Source organism: Kitasatospora sp. NPDC056076 (assembly GCF_042266305.1).
Taxonomy (GTDB): domain Bacteria; phylum Actinomycetota; class Actinomycetes; order Streptomycetales; family Streptomycetaceae; genus Kitasatospora.
This window is the reverse complement of the sequence record NZ_JBHJWG010000003.1, coordinates 230,147-248,384: the sequence shown is the minus strand read 5'-3', so window position 1 is coordinate 248,384 and position 18,238 is coordinate 230,147. Positions and strand designations below refer to the sequence as shown.

At 74.8% G+C, this 18,238-nt stretch carries 14 protein-coding genes, 1 tRNA gene and 1 pseudogene; 11 read left to right on the top strand and 5 right to left on the bottom strand.

Annotated features, from left to right (window positions below):
* Positions 1-8: 8 nt before the first annotated feature.
* Complete coding sequence (locus tag ACFC1T_RS04540; protein ID WP_375883422.1) at positions 9-683, bottom strand: TetR/AcrR family transcriptional regulator; 675 nt, start codon at positions 681-683, stop codon at positions 9-11.
* A 133-nt stretch (positions 684-816) separates the two neighbouring features.
* Between ACFC1T_RS04540 and ACFC1T_RS04535 the strand changes: the two genes are divergently transcribed.
* The 4 genes from ACFC1T_RS04535 (at position 817) to ACFC1T_RS04520 (ending at position 7,371) form a co-directional block, all read left to right on the top strand.
* On the top strand, positions 817-2,544 hold the full coding sequence (locus tag ACFC1T_RS04535; RefSeq protein ID WP_375883420.1) for a carboxyl transferase domain-containing protein: 1,728 nt from the start codon (positions 817-819) through the stop codon (positions 2,542-2,544).
* A 184-nt stretch (positions 2,545-2,728) separates the two neighbouring features.
* Positions 2,729-4,993: a biotin carboxylase N-terminal domain-containing protein gene (locus ACFC1T_RS04530; RefSeq protein WP_375883418.1), complete on the top strand. Its 2,265-nt coding sequence runs from the start codon at positions 2,729-2,731 to the stop codon at positions 4,991-4,993.
* 71 nt (positions 4,994-5,064) lie between these two features.
* Positions 5,065-6,015, top strand: a complete 951-nt coding sequence (locus ACFC1T_RS04525) for a hydroxymethylglutaryl-CoA lyase (protein ID WP_375883475.1) — start codon at positions 5,065-5,067, stop codon at positions 6,013-6,015.
* 165 nt (positions 6,016-6,180) lie between these two features.
* Positions 6,181-7,371: an acyl-CoA dehydrogenase family protein gene (locus tag ACFC1T_RS04520; protein WP_375883416.1), complete on the top strand. Its 1,191-nt coding sequence runs from the start codon at positions 6,181-6,183 to the stop codon at positions 7,369-7,371.
* 158 nt (positions 7,372-7,529) lie between these two features.
* Here ACFC1T_RS04520 and ACFC1T_RS04515 read toward each other — a convergent pair whose 3' ends face one another.
* Positions 7,530-8,060, bottom strand: a complete 531-nt coding sequence (locus tag ACFC1T_RS04515; RefSeq protein WP_375883414.1) for a universal stress protein — start codon at positions 8,058-8,060, stop codon at positions 7,530-7,532.
* Between the two features lie 198 nt (positions 8,061-8,258).
* Here ACFC1T_RS04515 and ACFC1T_RS04510 point away from each other — a divergent pair, with 198 nt between their 5' ends.
* Complete coding sequence (locus ACFC1T_RS04510) at positions 8,259-8,723, top strand: hypothetical protein (protein WP_375883412.1); 465 nt, start codon at positions 8,259-8,261, stop codon at positions 8,721-8,723.
* Between the two features lie 435 nt (positions 8,724-9,158).
* Complete coding sequence (locus ACFC1T_RS04505; RefSeq protein WP_375883410.1) at positions 9,159-10,400, top strand: HAD-IA family hydrolase; 1,242 nt, start codon at positions 9,159-9,161, stop codon at positions 10,398-10,400.
* Between the two features lie 14 nt (positions 10,401-10,414).
* On the opposite strand, the gene ACFC1T_RS04500 is transcribed toward ACFC1T_RS04505, so the two are convergent.
* A complete protein-coding gene (locus tag ACFC1T_RS04500; RefSeq protein WP_375883408.1) occupies positions 10,415-11,275 on the bottom strand; it encodes a GNAT family N-acetyltransferase in 861 nt (286 codons plus the stop codon).
* A 1,010-nt stretch (positions 11,276-12,285) separates the two neighbouring features.
* Here ACFC1T_RS04500 and ACFC1T_RS04495 point away from each other — a divergent pair.
* The 5 genes and pseudogenes from ACFC1T_RS04495 to ACFC1T_RS04475 form a co-directional block, all read left to right on the top strand.
* Positions 12,286-13,291 (top strand): annotated as a pseudogene (locus ACFC1T_RS04495) (helix-turn-helix domain-containing protein); the annotation flags it as partial.
* An 850-nt stretch (positions 13,292-14,141) separates the two neighbouring features.
* Positions 14,142-14,744, top strand: a complete 603-nt coding sequence (gene orn / locus ACFC1T_RS04490) for an oligoribonuclease (protein WP_375883407.1) — start codon at positions 14,142-14,144, stop codon at positions 14,742-14,744.
* A gap of 133 nt (positions 14,745-14,877) precedes the next feature.
* Positions 14,878-14,953, top strand: a tRNA-His gene (locus tag ACFC1T_RS04485).
* 165 nt (positions 14,954-15,118) lie between these two features.
* The gene (locus ACFC1T_RS04480; RefSeq protein ID WP_350504886.1) at positions 15,119-15,565 is read left to right on the top strand and encodes a DUF4442 domain-containing protein; all 447 of its coding nucleotides are present in this window, start codon (positions 15,119-15,121) and stop codon (positions 15,563-15,565) included.
* Between the two features lie 110 nt (positions 15,566-15,675).
* Positions 15,676-16,620: a hypothetical protein gene (locus ACFC1T_RS04475; protein ID WP_375883404.1), complete on the top strand. Its 945-nt coding sequence runs from the start codon at positions 15,676-15,678 to the stop codon at positions 16,618-16,620.
* 56 nt (positions 16,621-16,676) lie between these two features.
* On the opposite strand, the gene ACFC1T_RS04470 is transcribed toward ACFC1T_RS04475, so the two are convergent.
* On the bottom strand, positions 16,677-17,132 hold the full coding sequence (locus tag ACFC1T_RS04470) for a GNAT family N-acetyltransferase (protein WP_375883401.1): 456 nt from the start codon (positions 17,130-17,132) through the stop codon (positions 16,677-16,679).
* Positions 17,133-17,249: 117 nt separating this feature from the next.
* Positions 17,250-18,155, bottom strand: coding sequence for a spermidine synthase (locus ACFC1T_RS04465; RefSeq protein ID WP_375883398.1), 906 nt, complete (start codon positions 18,153-18,155; stop codon positions 17,250-17,252).
* Between the last annotated feature and the right edge of the window lie 83 nt (positions 18,156-18,238).

Sequence of the window (18,238 nt, the reverse complement as noted above, 5' to 3'; positions counted from 1 at the left end):
GAACGGGCCTACGCAGGCCTGGCCCCCCGATCGACGCCCATGGCGTCGGCCGCAGCCACGGAGTCGGCGGCCGCGGCGAAGGCGCCGTGGGCGAGGGTGTGCAGCAGCGCGGCCATGCCGTCGCGCTGCAGACCGGCGCGCTCGCCCTGGGCCGGATCGGGGCCGACGCTGTGCGGGGTCGAGTTGATCAGCCCGAAGACCGCGTGCACGGCGGCCCGCGCCACGGGCTCCGCGCCGGGATCGGCGAGCGGCGGATGGGCCTGCCGGACCACGTCCACCCACAGCTCGACGTAGCCGCGCTGGAGCCGCCGGACGGTACGGCGGTCCTCCTCCTTGAGGTTCAGCAGCTCGCGGTCGTGCAGGGTGATCAGGTCGCGGTCGTTCAGGGCGAAGTCGACGTGGCCGCTGATCAGGGCGTCCAACGTGGCGGCCGGGCCGTCGCCACCGCCCGCCCGGCGTCGCCCCTCCTCCAGCAGGCGCTCGCTGATGCCGATCAGCAGGTCGGCCAGCATCGCGTCCTTGCCGGCGAAGTGGCGGTAGAGGCCGGGGCCGCTGATGCCGACGGCCTTGCCGATCTCGTCCACACCCACGCCGAGGAAGCCCCGGGCGGCGAACAGTCGCGCGGCCTCCCGGCGGATCTGGTCGCGGCGTGGGAGCGCGGAGGCTGCGGGGACGTTCGGCATGCCGCCCATCGTAGACAGTCGGGTTATCGGCCGTTAACCTGGGCGCGTAAGTTAACGTTAATTAACGTGAGGATCAGGGGCGCACCGTACTCGGCCCGCCCGCCTGCTGCCGAGGGCAAGGGAGCTCTTGGGAATGGTCATCTCAACCACCGGTGCCTCCTCCGGCGTCCGGTTCGGCGCACCGACCGGCACCGCGCCGGCACCGGGTGCCACAGCACCGATCGCCGCAGCACCGGGAGCCGCAGCACCGGCACCCCGGCTCGGCACCTCCGCCGACCCGGGCTCCGCGGCCTACCGGGCCAACACCGAGGCGCACCGGGCCCTGGTCGCCGAACTGCGCGCCAAGCTCGACGCCGCCGCCCTCGGCGGGGGCGCCAAGGCGCGCGCCCGGCACACCTCGCGCGGCAAGCTCCTCCCCCGCGACCGGGTGGACACCCTGCTCGACCCGGCGTCGCCCTTCCTGGAGCTGGCGCCGCTGGCCGCCGACGGGATGTACGACGGGTCGGCGCCCGCGGCCGGGGTGATCGCCGGCATCGGCCGGGTCGCCGGACGCGAGGTGGTGGTGGTCGCCAACGACGCCACCGTCAAGGGCGGCACCTACTACCCGATGACGGTGAAGAAGCACCTGCGCGCCCAGGAGGTCGCGCTGGAGAACCGCCTCCCCTGCATCTACCTGGTGGACTCCGGCGGCGCCTTCCTCCCGATGCAGGACGAGGTCTTCCCGGACCGCGACCACTTCGGCCGGATCTTCTACAACCAGGCCCGGCTCTCGGCCGCGGGCATCCCGCAGATCGCTGCCGTGCTCGGCTCCTGCACGGCGGGCGGCGCGTACGTCCCGGCGATGAGCGACCAGGCGGTGATCGTCCGCAACCAGGGCACGATCTTCCTGGGCGGACCGCCGCTGGTGAAGGCCGCGACCGGTGAGGTGGTCACCGCCGAGGAGCTGGGCGGCGGTGACCTGCACTCCCGCACCTCGGGCGTGACCGACCACCTGGCCGAGGACGACGCCCACGCGCTCTCCATCGTCCGCACCATCGTGTCCGAGCTCGGCCCGCGCACGCCCAGCCCGTGGCCGCTCACCGCGGCCGAGCCGCCGGCCGTCGACCCGGCCGGCCTGTACGGGGCCGTCCCGGTCGACCCGCGCACGCCCTACGACGTGCGCGAGGTGATCGCCCGGCTGGTCGACGGCAGCCGCTTCGCCGAGTTCAAGGCCGAGTACGGCGCGACCCTGGTCACCGGCTTCGCCCGGATCCACGGCCACCCGGTCGGCATCGTCGCCAACAACGGCGTGCTGTTCTCCGAGTCGGCCGTCAAGGGCGCCCACTTCATCGAACTGTGCGACCAGCGCGGCATCCCCCTCCTCTTCCTGCAGAACATCACCGGCTTCATGGTCGGTCGGCAGTACGAGGCGGGCGGCATCGCCAAGCACGGCGCCAAGATGGTCAACGCCGTGGCCTGCACCCGGGTCCCGAAGCTGACCGTGGTGATCGGCGGCTCGTACGGAGCCGGCAACTACTCGATGTGCGGCCGGGCCTACTCACCCCGCTTCCTGTGGATGTGGCCGGGCGCCAAGATCTCCGTGATGGGCGGCGAGCAGGCGGCCTCCGTACTGGCCACCGTCCGCCGTGACCAGTTGGAGTCGCGCGGCGAGGAGTGGCCGGGCGAGGCGGAGGAGGAGTTCAAGCGCCCGGTCCGCGAGCAGTACGAGCGTCAGGGCAGCGCCTACTACGCCACCGCCCGGCTCTGGGACGACGGCGTGATCGACCCGATGGACACCCGCACCGCCGTCGGTCTCGCCCTCACCGCCTGTGCCAACGCCCCGCTGGCGCCGCCCGCTCCGTTCGGTGTCTTCCGCATGTGACCGCTCCGGGGTGGCCGCCCCGACGCGACCACTCCAGTGCGGGCACTCCGACGCCACCGCTCCGGTGACCCCGCTCTTCCGGGTGTGACTCCTGCGGCGCCGGTCCGACGACCGGGCCGGCGCCGCAACCGCCCACCGCCACCTCCTCTCTTACGGCTCCCCTCGACCCGGAGGAACGCCTCCCATGTTCGACACAGTTCTGGTCGCCAACCGCGGTGAGATCGCCCTGCGGGTGATCCGCACCCTGCGGCGGCTCGGTGTCCGCTCGGTCGCCGTGTTCAGCGACGCGGACGCCGACGCCCCGCACGTCCGCGAGGCCGACATCGCGGTCCGGCTCGGCCCGGCCGACCGCAGCGACAGCTCGGCCGCCGAGACCTACCTGCGCACGGATCAGATCCTCGCCGCCGCCCGCCGCACCGGCGCCCAGGCCGTCCACCCCGGCTACGGCTTCCTCGCCGAGAACCCCGGCTTCGCCCGCGCCTGCGCCGACGCGGGCCTCGTCTTCATCGGACCACCTCCCGGTGCGGTCGAGCTGATGGGTGACAAGATCAACGCCAAGGAGGCCGTCCGGACCGCCGGCGTCCCCGTGGTCCCCGGCAGCCAGGCCACCGCGCCCACCGACGAGGACCTCGTCGCCGCCGCCGACGAGATCGGCTACCCCGTCCTGCTCAAGCCCTCCGCCGGTGGTGGCGGAAAGGGCATGCGCCTGGTGCGGGACCCGGCCGAGCTGCCCACCGAGATCGCCGCCGCCCGCCGCGTCGCCCGGACCGCCTTCGGCGATGACACCCTGCTGCTGGAGCGGTGGGTCGACCGGCCGCGCCACATCGAGGTGCAGGTGCTCGCCGACGCCCACGGCACCACCGTCCACCTCGGCGAGCGCGAGTGCAGCCTCCAGCGCCGCCACCAGAAACTGATCGAAGAGGCTCCCTCCGTCCTGCTCAATGCCGAGACCCGCGCCGCGATGGGCGCTGCGGCCGTCCGCGCCGCCGAGTCCTGCGGCTACACCGGGGCCGGCACCGTGGAGTTCATCGTCCCCGGCATCGACCCGGACGCCCCCGCCTCCGCCGCCGAGGGGGTGCGGGACTTCTTCTTCATGGAGATGAACACCCGCCTCCAGGTCGAGCACCCCGTCACCGAACTCGCCGTCGCCGTCGGTCCGGAATCGGCCCGACTGGACCTGGTCGAGTGGCAACTGCGCGTCGCCTCGGGCGAGCCGCTCTCCTTCGGCCAGTCCGACGTCTCCTTCCTGGGCCACGCCATCGAGGCCCGCATCTGCGCCGAGGACCCGGAACGGGACTTCCTGCCCACCGGCGGTCGCATCCTCACCCTGGACGAGCCCCAGGGCGAGGGCATCCGCGTCGACTCCGGGGTCGCCCCCGGAACCGTCGTCACCAGCGCCTACGACCCCATGCTCGCCAAGGTCATCGCGTACGGGCCCGACCGCCCGACCGCGCTGCGCCGGCTCCGCGCCGCGCTGGCCGACACCCGCATCCTGGGTGTCACCACCAACACCGGCTTCCTGCGCCGACTGCTCGCCCACCCCGACGTCGTCGCCGGCCGACTGGACACCGGCCTGGTGGAACGGACGGCCCAGCAGCAGCCGGCCCTGCTCGTCGCACCGCACTCTCCGTCGAACGCGGCAGCCCCGACTGCGGCGGCCCCGGACGCGGCAGCCCCGACCGCGACCGATCCCGCCGACGCCTCGGCATCCGAACCGCCGTCACCTGCCCACCTCCTCTACTACGCGGCCGCGCTGGCACGGCACCTGGACCTCACCCCGGCCGCCGACCCCGGCGGCTGGACCGACCCGTTCTCCCTCCCCTCCGGCTGGCGCCTCGGCGGCACCCCCGCCTGGACCACCCACCGACTCCGGACCCCCGGCCAGGACCCGGTGTCGGTGCGCATCCGTTCGATCACTGCGGGCAACGTAACCGACGCCACTGACAATGCGTCCGGGGCCGCCCGCGAGGTGGAGCTCCAGCTGGACGCCGGGCCCGTCCACCGCGCCCGCGCGACCCTGGTGGCCGAGCGGCTGCACCTGACCGTCGACGGCCTGCAGACCGCCTTCGCGCTGGCCACCGACGCCACCCCCGGCCTCCCGGCCGGCCCGGTGACCTGGCTCGGCATCGAGGGCGACGCCTGGCCGATGCACGCCTACGACCCGGTCGTCGAGAGCGCCGGCGGCGCCTCGGCGCACCACGGCGCGCTGACCGCCCCGATGCCCGGCACCGTCACGGTCGTCAAGACCACGGCGGGCGAGACGGTCCGCAAGGGCCAGCCCCTGCTCGTGCTGGAGGCCATGAAGATGGAACACGTGATCGCCGCGCCGCACGACGGCGTGGTGGCCGAACTGCGGGCCACCGCCGGCGCCACCGTCGCGATGGAGGACCTGCTGGTCGTGGTCACCCCGGCCGAGGCGGCCGCCGAGCCCGCGGAGGTGCGGTCGTGACGTCCCCGGAGACCCCCGCCACGGAGACCCCCGCCACGGGGACCGCCACCCGCGAGCCCGACGCGCTCGACCTGGGCCTGCCCGACCCGGTCCGCGCCCCCGGCCTGCCCGAGGAGGTCCGGATCCACGAGGTCGGGCCGCGCGACGGGCTGCAGAACGAGAGCTCCCTGGTGCCCGTCGAGGTCAAGGCCGAGTTCATCGGCCGGCTCGCCGCCGCCGGGCTGCGGACCGTCGAGGCGACCAGCTTCGTTCACCCGAAATGGGTACCCCAGCTCGCCGACGCCGAGGAGCTGGTCCCCCGGCTCGCCGGCCTGCCGGAGCGCCACCCCGGTCTGCGGCTGCCGGTGCTGGTCCCCAACGAGCGCGGCCTCGACCGCGCGCTCGCCCACCACGCCACCGACATCGCGGTGTTCGCCAGCGCCACCGAGACCTTCGCCCGGCGCAACCTCAACCGTTCCGCGGACGAGGCCATGGCGATGTTCCGCCCGGTCGTGACCCGGGCCGCCGAGGCCGGGGTCACCGTCCGCGGCTACCTCTCGATGTGCTTCGGCGACCCCTGGGAGGGGCCCGTCCCGGTCGACCAGGTGGTCCGGTACGGCGTCCAGCTGCTGGAGATGGGCTGCGCCGAGCTGAGCCTCGGCGACACCATCGGCGTGGCCACCCCCGGCCAGGTCGGCGCGCTGCTGGCCGGGTTCGCGAAGGCCGGCGTGCCCGTCGGCCGGATCGCCGTGCACTTCCACGACACCTACGGCCAGGCGCTCAGCAACACCCTGACGGCGCTGCGCGAGGGCGTCACCACGGTGGACGCCTCGGCGGGCGGACTGGGCGGCTGCCCGTACGCGAAGAGCGCCACCGGCAACCTGGCCACCGAGGACCTGGTGTGGATGCTGCACGGGCTCGGCGTCCGGACCGGCGTCGACCTGCGCGCGCTGGTCGCGACCAGCGGCTGGATGGCCGGGCAGCTCGGCCGCCCGAGCCCCTCCCGCACCGTCCAGGCGCTGCTCGGCGCCGCCCGGGGCTGACCCGCCCCGTCCGACTTCCCGGCGCCGGCCGCCCGAACGGCCCGGCCGGCGCCACCGCACCGCTTTCATCCGTCAACCACACCGTGCGACCGTCACACCGTCAGACGGACGCCGGTCGTCCCGCTCATGCCCGCGGCCACCCCGGCCGGGCACCAGGAGGATCAGATGCTCGACCACCGGCTCAGCAGCGAGTACGAGGAACTGCGGCGCACCGTCGCGGAGTTCGCCCAGGACGTGGTGGCGCCGAAGATCGGCGGGTTCTACGAGCGGGAGGAGTTCCCCTACGAGATCGTCCGCGAGATGGGGCGCATGGGCCTGTTCGGCCTGCCCTTCCCGGAGGAGTACGGCGGCATGGGCGGCGACTACTTCGCCCTCGGCCTCGTCCTGGAGGAACTCGCCCGCGTGGACTCCTCGGTGGCGATCACCCTAGAGGCTGCCGTCTCGCTCGGCGCGATGCCGATCCACCGCTTCGGCACCGAGGAGCAGAAGCGCGAGTGGCTGCCCCGGCTGACCTCCGGCGAACTCCTCGGCGCCTTCGGCCTCACCGAGCCGGAGGGCGGCTCGGACGCCGGGGCCACCCGCACCACCGCCCGCTACGACGAGGCCACCGACGAGTGGGTCATCAACGGGACCAAGTGCTTCATCACCAACTCCGGCACCGACATCACCGGACTGGTCACCGTCACCGCGCTCACCGAACCGATCGCTCGTTCGAGTGAAGAAGGCGAATTGCGCTCGCCCGTGCGGGAGATCTCGTCCATCATCGTGCCCACCGGGACCCCGGGGTTCCAGGTCTCGAAGAAGTACTCGAAGGTCGGGTGGAACGCATCCGACACCCGCGAACTGTCCTTCACCGACTGCCGCGTCCCCGCGGCCAACCTGCTGGGCGAGCGTGGCCGAGGCTACGCCCAGTTCCTGCGGATCCTCGACGAGGGCCGCATCGCGATCGCGGCCCTGGCCACCGGCCTGGCCCAGGGCTGCGTCGACGAGTCCGTCAAGTACGCCGGCACCCGCCGGGCCTTCGGCCGCCCGATCGGTGCCAACCAGGCCATCCAGTTCAAGCTGGCCGACATGGAGCTGCGCGCCCACACCTCCCGCCTGGCCTGGCGGGACGCCGCTTCCCGGCTGCTGCACGGTGAACCGTTCAAGAAGGAGGCCGCGATCGCGAAGCTGTACTCGTCCGAGGCCGCCGTCGACAACGCCCGCGAGGCGACCCAGATCCACGGCGGGTACGGCTTCATGAACGAGTTCCCGGTCGCCCGCTTCTGGCGCGACTGCAAGATTCTCGAGATCGGGGAGGGCACGTCCGAAGTCCAGCGCATGCTCATCGCCCGGCAGCTCGGCGTCACGTCGTGACGATCGGCAGCTGACCGTCGACTCCTGACGGCCGGCTTCCGGTGGTCACCCCGGGAGCCGGGCCTGCCGAGCCAACCCACCACTCCACAAGGGCTGTTGAGGAGCGACCGCGTCGGCGGGAACCGCCGCCGCGGGGACTCCTCGGCAGCGGACAGTCCTCAAGGGATCACGATCACCGGGCGGTTGGCCCGCCGCGCCAGCCGCCCGGAGACCGAGCCGAAGATCTTGCCGAGCAGGCCGTGCGTCGTGCCGACGACGATCGCGTCGGCGGCGTACTCGCGGCCGACCTCCTCGATCTCGTGGCAGATGTCGCCGCCCCGCTCGATCAGGACCCACGGCACCCCCGCGAGGAAGTCCGCGCAGGCGAGTTCCAGGCCGAGGACCTCCGTGCGGTGGTCCGGGAGATCGACGAAGACGGGAGGCTCACAGCCCGCCCAGACCGTGGCGGGCAGGCGGTTGGCGACGTGCACGATCACCAGGCCGCACTGCGACCGGCGGGCCATGCCGACGGCGTAGGCGAGGGCGCGCTCGCTCGACAGCGAGCCGTCGAAGCCCACCACGACGCCGTGCTGGAACACCGGATCGAGGGAGCGCCCGGGCGCGTCCGTCGCCGACGGCTCGGTGTGCCCGCCGAGCGGACCGGAGGCAGTGTCCGGACGTTCGGCGCCGGGGCCGGGGCGGCCCGTCACCGGGGGCTCCGCGGGCCCGGCCGGACGCCCGTCACGGCGCTGGCGCGGCCCGGGGCGGTCACGCCTGGAGAGGCCGCCGCGCCGGAGGCCGCGCAGGGCGCGCACCAGGGCGTGGGGTTCGGCCCGCCCAGGGCTCGCAGCTGCGGGCCGCGGCGTCCCGACGGCGCCTGCCCGTCCGCCGTCCGGCCCGCCGTCGGGGTGGGCCGAACCGTCGGCACGGCCGCCGACCTCGGCACCGGTGCCGGCACCGGGGTCGAGGTCGAGGTCGAGGTCGAGGTCGGCGCCAGGATCGCGGCCGGTAGCGGCACTGCCGTCCGCATGCTGTTCGGGCTGCCCACCGGGCAGTTCGCCGCGCCGCTCGCCGCGCTGTTCGCCGATGCGTCGGTCGTCGAGCTCGGCGACACATGGCTCGACACGCTCGTCACGCGCGTCGTCGCGCTCGTTGACGCGCTCGTTGACGCGGTCGTCGTCACGCACGCCGGACGGGTCGAGGTGGGTGCGGGCGCCGTCTCCCCGGGGCCCTGCGCCCGCACTGTGGGGCGCGTCCGGTTCGACCGGTCGGGAAGGCTCAAAACCAGCCATGGCTCACGGCTCTTCAAGGGAGAGGGGCCGACAGGAGAGGAGGACAACGCTGCCCGGGCAGCAGGCCCGCCCACGGGATGACGTCGGTCGGCGACGCGCAGCACCGTATGTGACCTGTTCCTTTCAGAGTACGACGAGCACGGGGCCCGGCCCAGCGGCGAAGCCCCGGAGCGGCGTTGTTCCCGCGAAAGGAGGATGCGCCCGCCGTGGCAGTGCGCCCTGCCCGCAGGCGATCGCGCCCCCCTCCAGAACGGAGGTTCTAAGGAGCTTGACTGAGCGGGCCCAGTGGCGCAACAGGCCCGCCGGACACCGTGACCGGACTGTCATGGATTGGCGACGATCCGTTGCGGAATGTCGCCAACCGTTACGTCCCACGGATCCCGGCCTGCTCACCGGCCCGCCCGGGCCCGCCCCGTCCATCCGGCGTCCGGGTCCTTTCAGCCACTTCGTACGGCTTCGCGACGTGGTCTGGCATTTGCCAGGTGCATGGGCCGGGCCGCTGGCACCATGCTCGGCATGCCGCTGCTCCTGTTCGACCTCGACAACACGCTGCTCCCCCGGGACGCCGCCTTCCGGGCCTGGGCGCGGGACTTCCTGTCCGAACACCACCTGCCGCCCGGGGACCTCGACTGGTTCGTCACCCTCGACGGGGGCGGCTACGTGCCGCGCAGCACCGTACTGTCCGCGGTCCGGCGCCGCTACGGCCTGGACGCCTCGCTCGAGTTCCTGCTCGCGCACTTCCGACGCGGCATCAACTCGCACATCCACTGCCCGCCCCGGACGGTGGAGGCGCTGCGGACCGCGCGGGCGGCCGGGTGGACCCTCGGCATCGTCTCCAACGGCGGCACCCGGCCGCAGTTGGAGAAGATCCGGCGGACCGGGCTGGGGCCGCTGGTCGACGGCTGGGTGATCTCGGAGGAGGCCGACTGCGTCAAACCGGACCCGCTGATCTTCGAGATAGCCGCCCGGCGGTGCGGCATCCGACCGACCGGGGACTGGACGGCGCACACCTGGATGGTCGGGGACCACGCGCCCGCCGACATCGCCGGTGCCGAACTGGCCGGGCTGCGCAGCGTCTGGCTGCACCACGGCCGGCCGTGGGCGGAGAACGGCTACCGGCCCACGCTGAAAGCGGCCGGGATCCCAGAGGCCGTCGGCCTGGTGCTGTCCGCGCGCAACGCACCCTCCGCACGCAACGCGCCCTCCACGCGCACGGGCGCCCGGCCAGGGGTGCGCGCGGGTGGGTCCGGGCGGCAGCAGGCGGCCACCGTGCCCGCCCGTGCGACGGCGCAACTCGGCGCACGGACCGGCGCACGTGCAACGGCGACCGCCCTGGAGGGTCCGAGTGCGCCCGTTCCCGTGAGCGTCGGGACGGCCGTCGCCCCGGTTGCCGGGGCCGGGTCCGGTGTCCGAAACCGATCAGGCGGGTTTGCCGCGATCGCCGACGGCCTCCAACGCCCGGGAGCGCGCCGGGGGCCGGACGCCGGGGCGGCCGGGGACCTGCGGACGGGCGGTGGGGCGGAGCCGGGCGCGAACCGCGACCGGTCGTTCGCGCCGGGGCGGTCAACCCCCTTCCGCAGCGCGGCCGGTGGGGCGGGTGGAGCCGAAGGTGCTGGTGGAACGGGTGGTACGGACAGTGCGAGTGGGGCAGGAGATGCGGACGGGACGGGTGGGACGGGGCCTGCCCGTACGGTGTTCGCCGTGGCGCCCGCCGTCGCAGAGGTCGTTGCCGTGGTCGCCGCGGCGGTCGCCGGGTAGCGCGGGCCCGCAGGTCAGCCTCTCGGTGAGGTCCTGGTCCACCACCGGGTAGGGCCCTGTCCGGTGAACCCGAGCTTGCGGTAGAGCGGTTCACCGACCGAGGTGGCGACCAGGGTGGCCGGGCGGTCCGGGTGGGCATGGGTCAGCGCGGCCTCCAGCACGGCCCGGGCCACGCCCCTTCCGCGCTGGTCGGGCAGGGTGGCCACCCAGTACACCCCGGTGGCGGTGCCGTCGTCGTAGGTGAGGCAGGCCCCGGCCGGTGCTCCGTCGACGCGGCCGAGCCAGGCCCGGCAGCCGGGTTCGGCGAGCAGCCGCTCCGGGAGGGCTTCGCCGCGGGTCCAGGGCTGTCGGGCGGGCAGCGGGAAACCGTCCACGACGATGCGTTCCACCAGCGCGAGGGCGTCGCCGTCCGATGCCTCATCAACCGTCAGGAGGGCGCCGTCGTGCGCCGTCGAGACGAAGGGCAGCCCGGCGTCCGGGCCGTCGACCTCCGCGCCGCCGACCGCCGGGCCGTCGGCCACCGAGCCGGCGGCGGTCACACCGTCGACCGGTCCGGGCTCCCGGGCCATCACCGGCATGAGCGGCATCAGGACGGCTCCGAGGTGGGTCAGGTCGAGCCCGCCGTACGGGTCCTCCAGGGTGAAGCGGATGGTGCCCCACTCGGCCTGGAGCTCGGCCAACTGCCTTTCCAGCGCGGTTGGTTCGGCGTAGGGGCGGGTGACCACGAAGCGCTGGGAGTCGTCCGGGGTGCGGGCGCAGCGGACGGCCGTGAGGCCCGGTCTGACGCGGGAGTGCCAGCCGTGCGCACGGGCTTGGGCGAGCCAGAAGGCGGCGGCATTGTCGTTGGCCTGTTCGAGCCGGCGGTCGGTGTTCACGGCAGGAACGTAGCCGGGCCGCGGGGGTAACGGTCCGCCCGTCCTGGCACTGGCCGGATGAAGCCTGGGAGGCGCACGGCCGGTGCCCGTGCGCCCTCCCGTGCACCGCCGATTTTCGGTCAATTTCGCGCCACGTGCTCCGCCTTGGGCAAATCCGCAGCCCAGACCCGCCGACCGGGCGCCCGGAAGCCGGACACCCCAGGAACCGTCCTGCGACAACCAGCCACCGTTGTACCGGCCCTCTTCCCAGAAGGGTCGACGGGTGCCACGCTTCGTGATCGAATGCATCACGCCAAATTGCCATGTCGACATAGCGTCGGATGGTGAACTTGTCACAACGGCAACGGTCCACCCGATAGATTTCGATCTTGGCCAGCAGTGCCGCACCACCCACACCACACCACCGAGGGGGCTTGAGCGCCTTGAGCAGGGTGAGCAGGAGCGACGCGGGTCCTGACAGCGGCCAGGCGCCGACCGGCACCGCGAGTCGGCCCGTGAGAAGCACCGGCACCTCCGCGATCGCCGCCACCACCCGCGCCTCCGGCATCCCGAGCCCCTCGGGCCACGCCTCGCACTCCCCCTATCCCGCCGTGCCGTCCGCAGCCCCCGGCCACTCCCCGGTCGAGCACGGCGGCCCCGCCCCGTACGGCGTGCAGCCGGCCCAGGGCGGGCATCAGAGCGGGTACCAGGGTGGGCACCCGGGTGGCTACCCGAACCCCGCCGGACAGCCCGTCAGCCGAGGCCCCGTCAACCCGGGCCACGGCGCGGCGCACGGACCCGGCCACGGCACGGCGCACGGCGCGGGCCAGCCCCACGGCGGCCCCGCGCAGCCCTACGGCGACTACCCGGGCTACCCCGGCCACCCGGCCTACCCCGCCACCGGCGCGGCCCCGGGGCTGAACGGTTCCGGCGCCGGCCCGCTCGGCGGCGGCGGCCTGGCCCTGGGCACCGCCCCCGGCCACGGCCCGCTGGGCCACGGCGCCCCGGGCGGCAACGGCTCCGCGGGCGCGCTGGCGACCATCGGTTCCCCGCGCAAGCTGTCCGGCCGGCGCCGCCGGGAGACCGTCGCGGTGCTGATCTTCGGCGGCGCACCGATCTTCGAGAGCTCGATCCCGCTCTCCGTCTTCGGCGTGGACCGCCAGGACGCCGGGGTGCCCCGCTACCGACTGCTGGTCTGCGCCGGGGAGGAGGGACCGCTGGCCACCACGGGCGGCCTGACCCTCTCCGCTCCGTACGGGCTGGAGGCGCTCGCCCGGGCCGGCACGATCGTCGTACCGGCCTGGCGCTCGATCTCCCAGCCGCCCCCGGTCGAGGCGATCACCGCCCTGCGCAAGGCCCACCACGAGGGCGCGCGGATCATCGGCCTCTGCACCGGTGCGTTCGTGCTCGCCGCGGCCGGCCTGCTGGACGGCCGCCCGGCGACCACCCACTGGATGTACGCGCCGACCCTGGCCAAGCGGTACCCGCGGGTGCACGTGGACCCGCGGGAGCTGTTCGTGGACGACGGCGACGTGCTGACCTCGGCCGGCACCGCCGCCGGCATCGACCTGTGCCTGCACGTGGTGCGCAGCGACCACGGCGCCGAGGCCGCCAACGCGCTGGCCCGCCGCCTGGTGGTGCCCAGTCGCCGCAGCGGCGGAGGACAGGCCCAGTACATCGATCAGTCTTTACCGGAGGAGATCGGCAACGACCCGTTGGCCGAGGTCGTCACCTGGGCGCTGGAGAACCTCAACCAGCAGTTCGACGTCGAGGTGCTGGCGGCCCGTGCCTACATGAGCCGGCGCACCTTCGACCGCCGCTTCCGCACGCTCACCGGCAGTGCGCCGCTGCAGTGGCTGATCACCCAGCGGGTGCTCCAGGCGCAGCGGCTGCTGGAGACGTCGGAGCTGTCGGTGGACGACGTGGCACGCCGGTGCGGGTTCCGGTCGCCGGTCGCGCTGCGCGGGCACTTCCGCCGTCAGCTCGGGGTCTCCCCGGCGGCGTACCGGACCAGCTACCGGGCGCGCCGCCCCGGGCAGCAGACGCCGACCCCGGCGGCCGACATCCGGCTGCCCGGCGCCCTGTCGCACGCGGCGGCCGCGGCGGGCGGCGGGCTGTTCGGCGGCGCGGGGCACGGCGGGCCGCAGGGCCACCCGTACCCGGCCGGTCCGGGCGCCCAGGGGCAGGCCGGCCAGCCGGGCCAGCACGGGCAGCCGGTCGGTCACGGACAGCAGGTGCCGCACGGACAGGCCGGTCCGTACGGTCCGGGGCAGGCCGGGACGCCGGCCGGCCAGGGCTTCCACGGCCGGGCGGGCCAGCCGTACCCGCACCAGCAGGCCGCGCAGCAGCCGCACCCCGGGCAGCAGGGTGCGGCGCGCGGTCCGGTGCGGTCGCCGCTGGTGCCGCCGCAGGCCGGTCCGGGTGCGGGGCGTCCGCCGCGCACCGCCGAGCACGCGGCGGCCGAGGACGGCCACCCCCAGCCGGGGGCGCGCGGTCAGGGCCAGGGGCACCGCAGCGCGGACGGGCGCCCCGGTGACGAGCCGGGCGCGGCCGGACGGGCGCACGGTGCCCCGGGCGGCCGGGTTCCGACGGGTGCCGCCGGTCAGCCGGCGACCGGGGCGGGTGAGCTCCGGGGCCGGCAGGCGCGGGCTCCCCAGGTTCGTACACCGGGCGCCCGGGTGACCGCGGCGGACGGGGCACGGGCGGCGCGCGAGGCACGCCCCGGGCGGGAGGGCCACCCGGTCCGCACCGGCCGGGAGGGCGAGCGCCCGGACGGCCCCGGCACGCACGACGGGGCGGAGGAGCACCAGGCCGACGGCTGCGCTCCGGCACCCCGGTCGGCTCCTCCGGTCCCCGCGGCGCGTGATCGCGCCGTAGGGTGAGTTGCGTGAATGACCGTTTGGTATGGATCGACTGTGAAATGACCGGCCTCGACCTCGACCGGGACGCCCTGGTCGAGGTCGCGGTGCTGGTGACGGACTCCGAGCTGAACATCCTCGGCGAGGGCGTGGACGTCATCATCCGCCCCCCGGCGGAGGCCCTGGCGAACATGCCGGAGGTGGTGCGCGCGATGCACACCTCCTCCGGCCTGCTGGAGGAGCTGGAGCAGGGCGTGACCCTGGCCGAGGCCGAGGAGCGGGTCCTGGCGTACGTGCGCGAGCACGTGCCGGAAGCCGGGAAGACGCCGCTGTGCGGCAACTCGGTGGCCACCGACCGCGGCTTCCTGGCCCGGGACATGCCGGCCCTGGAGAAGCACCTGCACTACCGGATCGTGGACGTCTCCTCGATCAAGGAGCTGGCCCGCCGCTGGTACCCGAAGGCGTACTACAACAGCCCGCCGAAGGGCGGGAACCACCGGGCGCTCGCGGACATCCGGGAGAGCATCGACGAACTGCGCTACTACCGCGAGGCGGTGTTCGTGCCGCAGCCCGGCCCGGACGCCGAGACGGCGCGCGGGATCGCGGAGAAGTACCGGGCCGCGACCGACTGACCGGGTCGTCGCGGGGTCGGAGGGGGTGCCGCCGTCGGCCGGGACGGAACCCCGGCGCGAGCACCCTCTCGGATCCTGTACAGTTCTTCCTGTCGGAACGGGAACGCGGAAGCGGGAACGGACCGGACAGATGGTGGGTATAGCTCAGTTGGTAGAGCACCTGGTTGTGGTCCAGGTGGCCGCGGGTTCGAGTCCCGTTACTCACCCCAGAGCCCGAGGGGCCGATCTCTTCAAGAGATCGGCCCCTCGGGCGTTTTCGCGTTCTCGCATCGTCTCGCGTTCTCCGATCGGGCGTGGGCTCAGTTGTGCCCGGCGGTCCGGGTTTTCCGGTCCGCCCCTGCCGCAACAAGCTACCGGCTAGTAACATCGTCGCCATGACCACTCCTTCGATCGGCCAGATGCTCGACGCCACCGTGCCGATGGCGCACACCCTCAAGCTCGAGTACCTGGAGACCACCCCGGACCGCGCCGTGCTCCGGCTGCCCGACCAGCCCGCGTACCACAACCACGTCGGCGGCCCGCACGCCGGCGCGATGTTCACCCTCGCCGAGTCCGCCAGCGGCTGCATCGTGCTGGCCGCCTTCGGGGACCAGCTCTCCCGGGCCGTGCCGCTCGCCGTGAACGCCGAGATCGCCTACAAGAAGCTGGCGATGGGCGAGGTCACCGCCACCGCCGTGCTCGGCCGCCCGGCCGCCGAGGTGGTCGCCGAGCTGGACGCCGGCGGCCGCCCCGAGTTCCCGGTCACCGTCGAGATCACCCGCGCCGACGGCGCCGTCACCGGTGTGATGACGGTCACCTGGACCCTGCGTCCCAACTCCTGACCGCCGCGCGGTCGGTGGCCCCGGGGGACAGCGCCCCGGGGCTACCTGCGCGATGACTGTCCGTGACGGCGGCCGTGACCTCACCGCCCGCCCGCTCGTTCTCAACTCACGTGCGAGCCAATCACGCGACCGAGCCCCAGGAACCCGCCGCCCGCGGCGTCGCCGGAGCACGGCGAGCGGCCGCCCGGTGGCTGCCCCGCCCACACACCGTCGCCGCCGGCGGGGCCCTGCTCGCCCAGCTCTGGGGCGTCGGCGCCCCCGGCGCGTACGCGGCCACCGCCGGACCCCCCTCGGAGCAGCCCCGGCCGGTCGTCCGCCGGGCCACGCACGGCGGGCCCGCGCTCGACGGGCCGTCAGCCGTCCGCCCGGTCGGGCCGGGGCAGCACGGCGCCGCGGACCCCGGCCGCTCCCCCGGTCCGGTCGGCGAACCGAGCGGCGGCGAACCGGCCGACGGTGAACGGACCGGCGGCGCCCGGACCGGCGGCGAGCCGGCGGGCAGCCCGACCGACGGGGCCGCGGGGGTGGTCGACGGTGTCCTCCAGGAGCGCATCCGGGCCGGCGGGCTGCCGCTGCCCGGCCAGGGAACCGCCGTCCCCGACGCCTTCGCCCTCGCCTCCGGTCTGCTCGGCGGTGTCCCCGCCCAGGACCGCCCCACCGGGACCCGCGCCTCCCGCGAGGGCGAACCGGCCGCACTGCCGGTCGTCCCCCGCCCCCGGTCCGGCCGCACCACCGGCGCCGACGACCCGAACGCGCCGGACCGGCCCGGAACGGCCGGGGCGGGCGGGACGCCACTCGTCCGGGAAGCCGCGGCGCACGAGGGGCCGGGCTCGGCGGCACCCGCCGGAACGGCCGGTACGGCGACCCCCGCCGCGACCCCGACCGCCCCCGCGGGCACCGGGACGCCCGAGGCCCTCGCCCTCGCCGACACCGCGACCGTGACCGCCGCGGAGGACGGCACCGCCACCGCGACCGCCGTACTGGCCCCGATCGCCGCCGGACTGCTGCTCACCGGCGCGGCGATGTTCAAGCACCGCGGACTGCCGCGCGGGCACTGAGCCGCCCCCGGCCGCGCGGGCTCAGGGCTCAAGGGTCAGGGCTCAGAGGTCAGGGCTCAGGGCCCCAGCTCCACCGCCAGCAGCGGGAGTTCACGCCCGGGTATCGAGCCGGACGGCGTACTGCCGATCCGGACGGCGCCCATCGCCAGGTAGAAGGGCTCGGCATTCGGGTCGGCGTCGACGGTGAAGCGGCGCAGGCCGAGGGCCCTGGCCCGGTCGCGGACCTCCTCGAACAGGGCCCGGCCGACGCCGCGGCCGATCCGGTCCGGCTCCACGTAGAGCAGGTCCAGCTCGCCGGACGGCGGGGCGCCGGACAGCACGGCGAACCCCAGCACCCGGCCGCCCTCCTCGGCCACCAGCGTCGACGCCCGTTCGACGGCGGCCGCGTCCAGGGACAACTCCTCCCGGCAGGCGGCCATGAAGGCCTCGTCGTAACCCCAGTACGCCTTGGCCCGCAGGGCGATGGCGGTGAGCAGCTCCGCCTCGTCCGGGCGGGCGGATCGGATGCGCATGCGGCCCCCTCGCGTCGACAGCGGTCCGGCTGCGGCCAGTGTGCGCCGCAACCGGACCGCACACCAACGGATTTACCGCACGGCGGACGGCACCGGAGGACACCGGCACCGGCACCGTCAGCGGAAGACGCCCGGCGGCGGCGCAGGGGAGGGCGCCGCAGTGGCGTCCGTGGCAGGGATGGCGCCGGCCGTGAAGTCGGCCAGGGCGCGGCCGTGTTCGACCCGGCCGAGGGAGGCGTCGGAGGCGACCCGGCGGGTCAGGTCGGCGATCGGGAGCGGGGTGTGGGCGGCGGCCAGGATGAGGTTCCCGAAGCGCTTGCCGCGCAGCACGGCCGGGTCGGCGGTCAGGGCCAGCTCGGGGAAGACCGCGCCGAGGGTGGCGACCTGGGAGCGGGCGAAGGGCAGCGCGCCACCGTCGGCGATGTTGGCGGCGTACCAGCCGCCGGGGGCGAGGGCACGGGCCGCGAGGGTGGTGAACTCGACGGTGGTGCAGTGGGCCGGGGTGCGGGCGCCGGAGAAGACGTCGGTGATGACCAGGTCGACGCTGCCCTCGGGGGTGCGTTCCAGCACGTCGCGGGCGTCCCCGCCGCGGACCTTGATCTGCCAGCCGCGCTCCAGGGGGAGTTCGGCGCGGACGAGTTCGGTGAGCGCGGTGTCGATCTCGGCGACCTGCTGGCGTGAGCGCGGCCGGGTGGCGGCCGCGTAGCGGGCCAGGGTGAGCGCGCCGCCGCCCAGGTGCAGGACGGTCAGCGGACGGCCGGGCGGCGCGACCAGGTCGATCAGGTGGCCGAGCCGGCGCTGGTACTCGAAACCCAGGTGGGTGGGGTCGGCGAGGTCGACCAGGGACTGCGGGGCGCCGTCCACCAGCAGCGTCCAGGCGTGCGGGCGGTCGCGGTCGGGGCGCAGTTCGGCCAGGCCGGAGCCGACCTGGCGGGTCAGCGGCCCCTGGGCGTGGGTACGGCCGTCCGCGCCGGTGGCGAGCTCCGGTTCGGGGCTGCGCGCGGCCCTGTTGCTTCGTCCCATGGAGGCCATTATCGCCGGACGGCGACACGGGCCGGGAGTCGCCGGACGGCGACAGGGGCCGGGAGTCGCCGGACGGCGACAGA

Coding starts and splice junctions, on each gene's coding strand:
- ACFC1T_RS04535 (WP_375883420.1), top strand. CDS start 817: ATGGTCATCTCAACCACCGGTGCCTCCTCCGGCGTCCGGTTCGGCGCA.
- ACFC1T_RS04530 (WP_375883418.1), top strand. CDS start 2,729: ATGTTCGACACAGTTCTGGTCGCCAACCGCGGTGAGATCGCCCTGCGG.
- ACFC1T_RS04470 (WP_375883401.1), bottom strand. CDS start 17,132: ATGCGCATCCGATCCGCCCGCCCGGACGAGGCGGAGCTGCTCACCGCC.
- ACFC1T_RS04465 (WP_375883398.1), bottom strand. CDS start 18,155: ATGGGACGAAGCAACAGGGCCGCGCGCAGCCCCGAACCGGAGCTCGCC.
- ACFC1T_RS04480 (WP_350504886.1), top strand. CDS start 15,119: ATGACCACTCCTTCGATCGGCCAGATGCTCGACGCCACCGTGCCGATG.
- ACFC1T_RS04505 (WP_375883410.1), top strand. CDS start 9,159: ATGCCGCTGCTCCTGTTCGACCTCGACAACACGCTGCTCCCCCGGGAC.
- ACFC1T_RS04540 (WP_375883422.1), bottom strand. CDS start 683: ATGCCGAACGTCCCCGCAGCCTCCGCGCTCCCACGCCGCGACCAGATC.
- ACFC1T_RS04520 (WP_375883416.1), top strand. CDS start 6,181: ATGCTCGACCACCGGCTCAGCAGCGAGTACGAGGAACTGCGGCGCACC.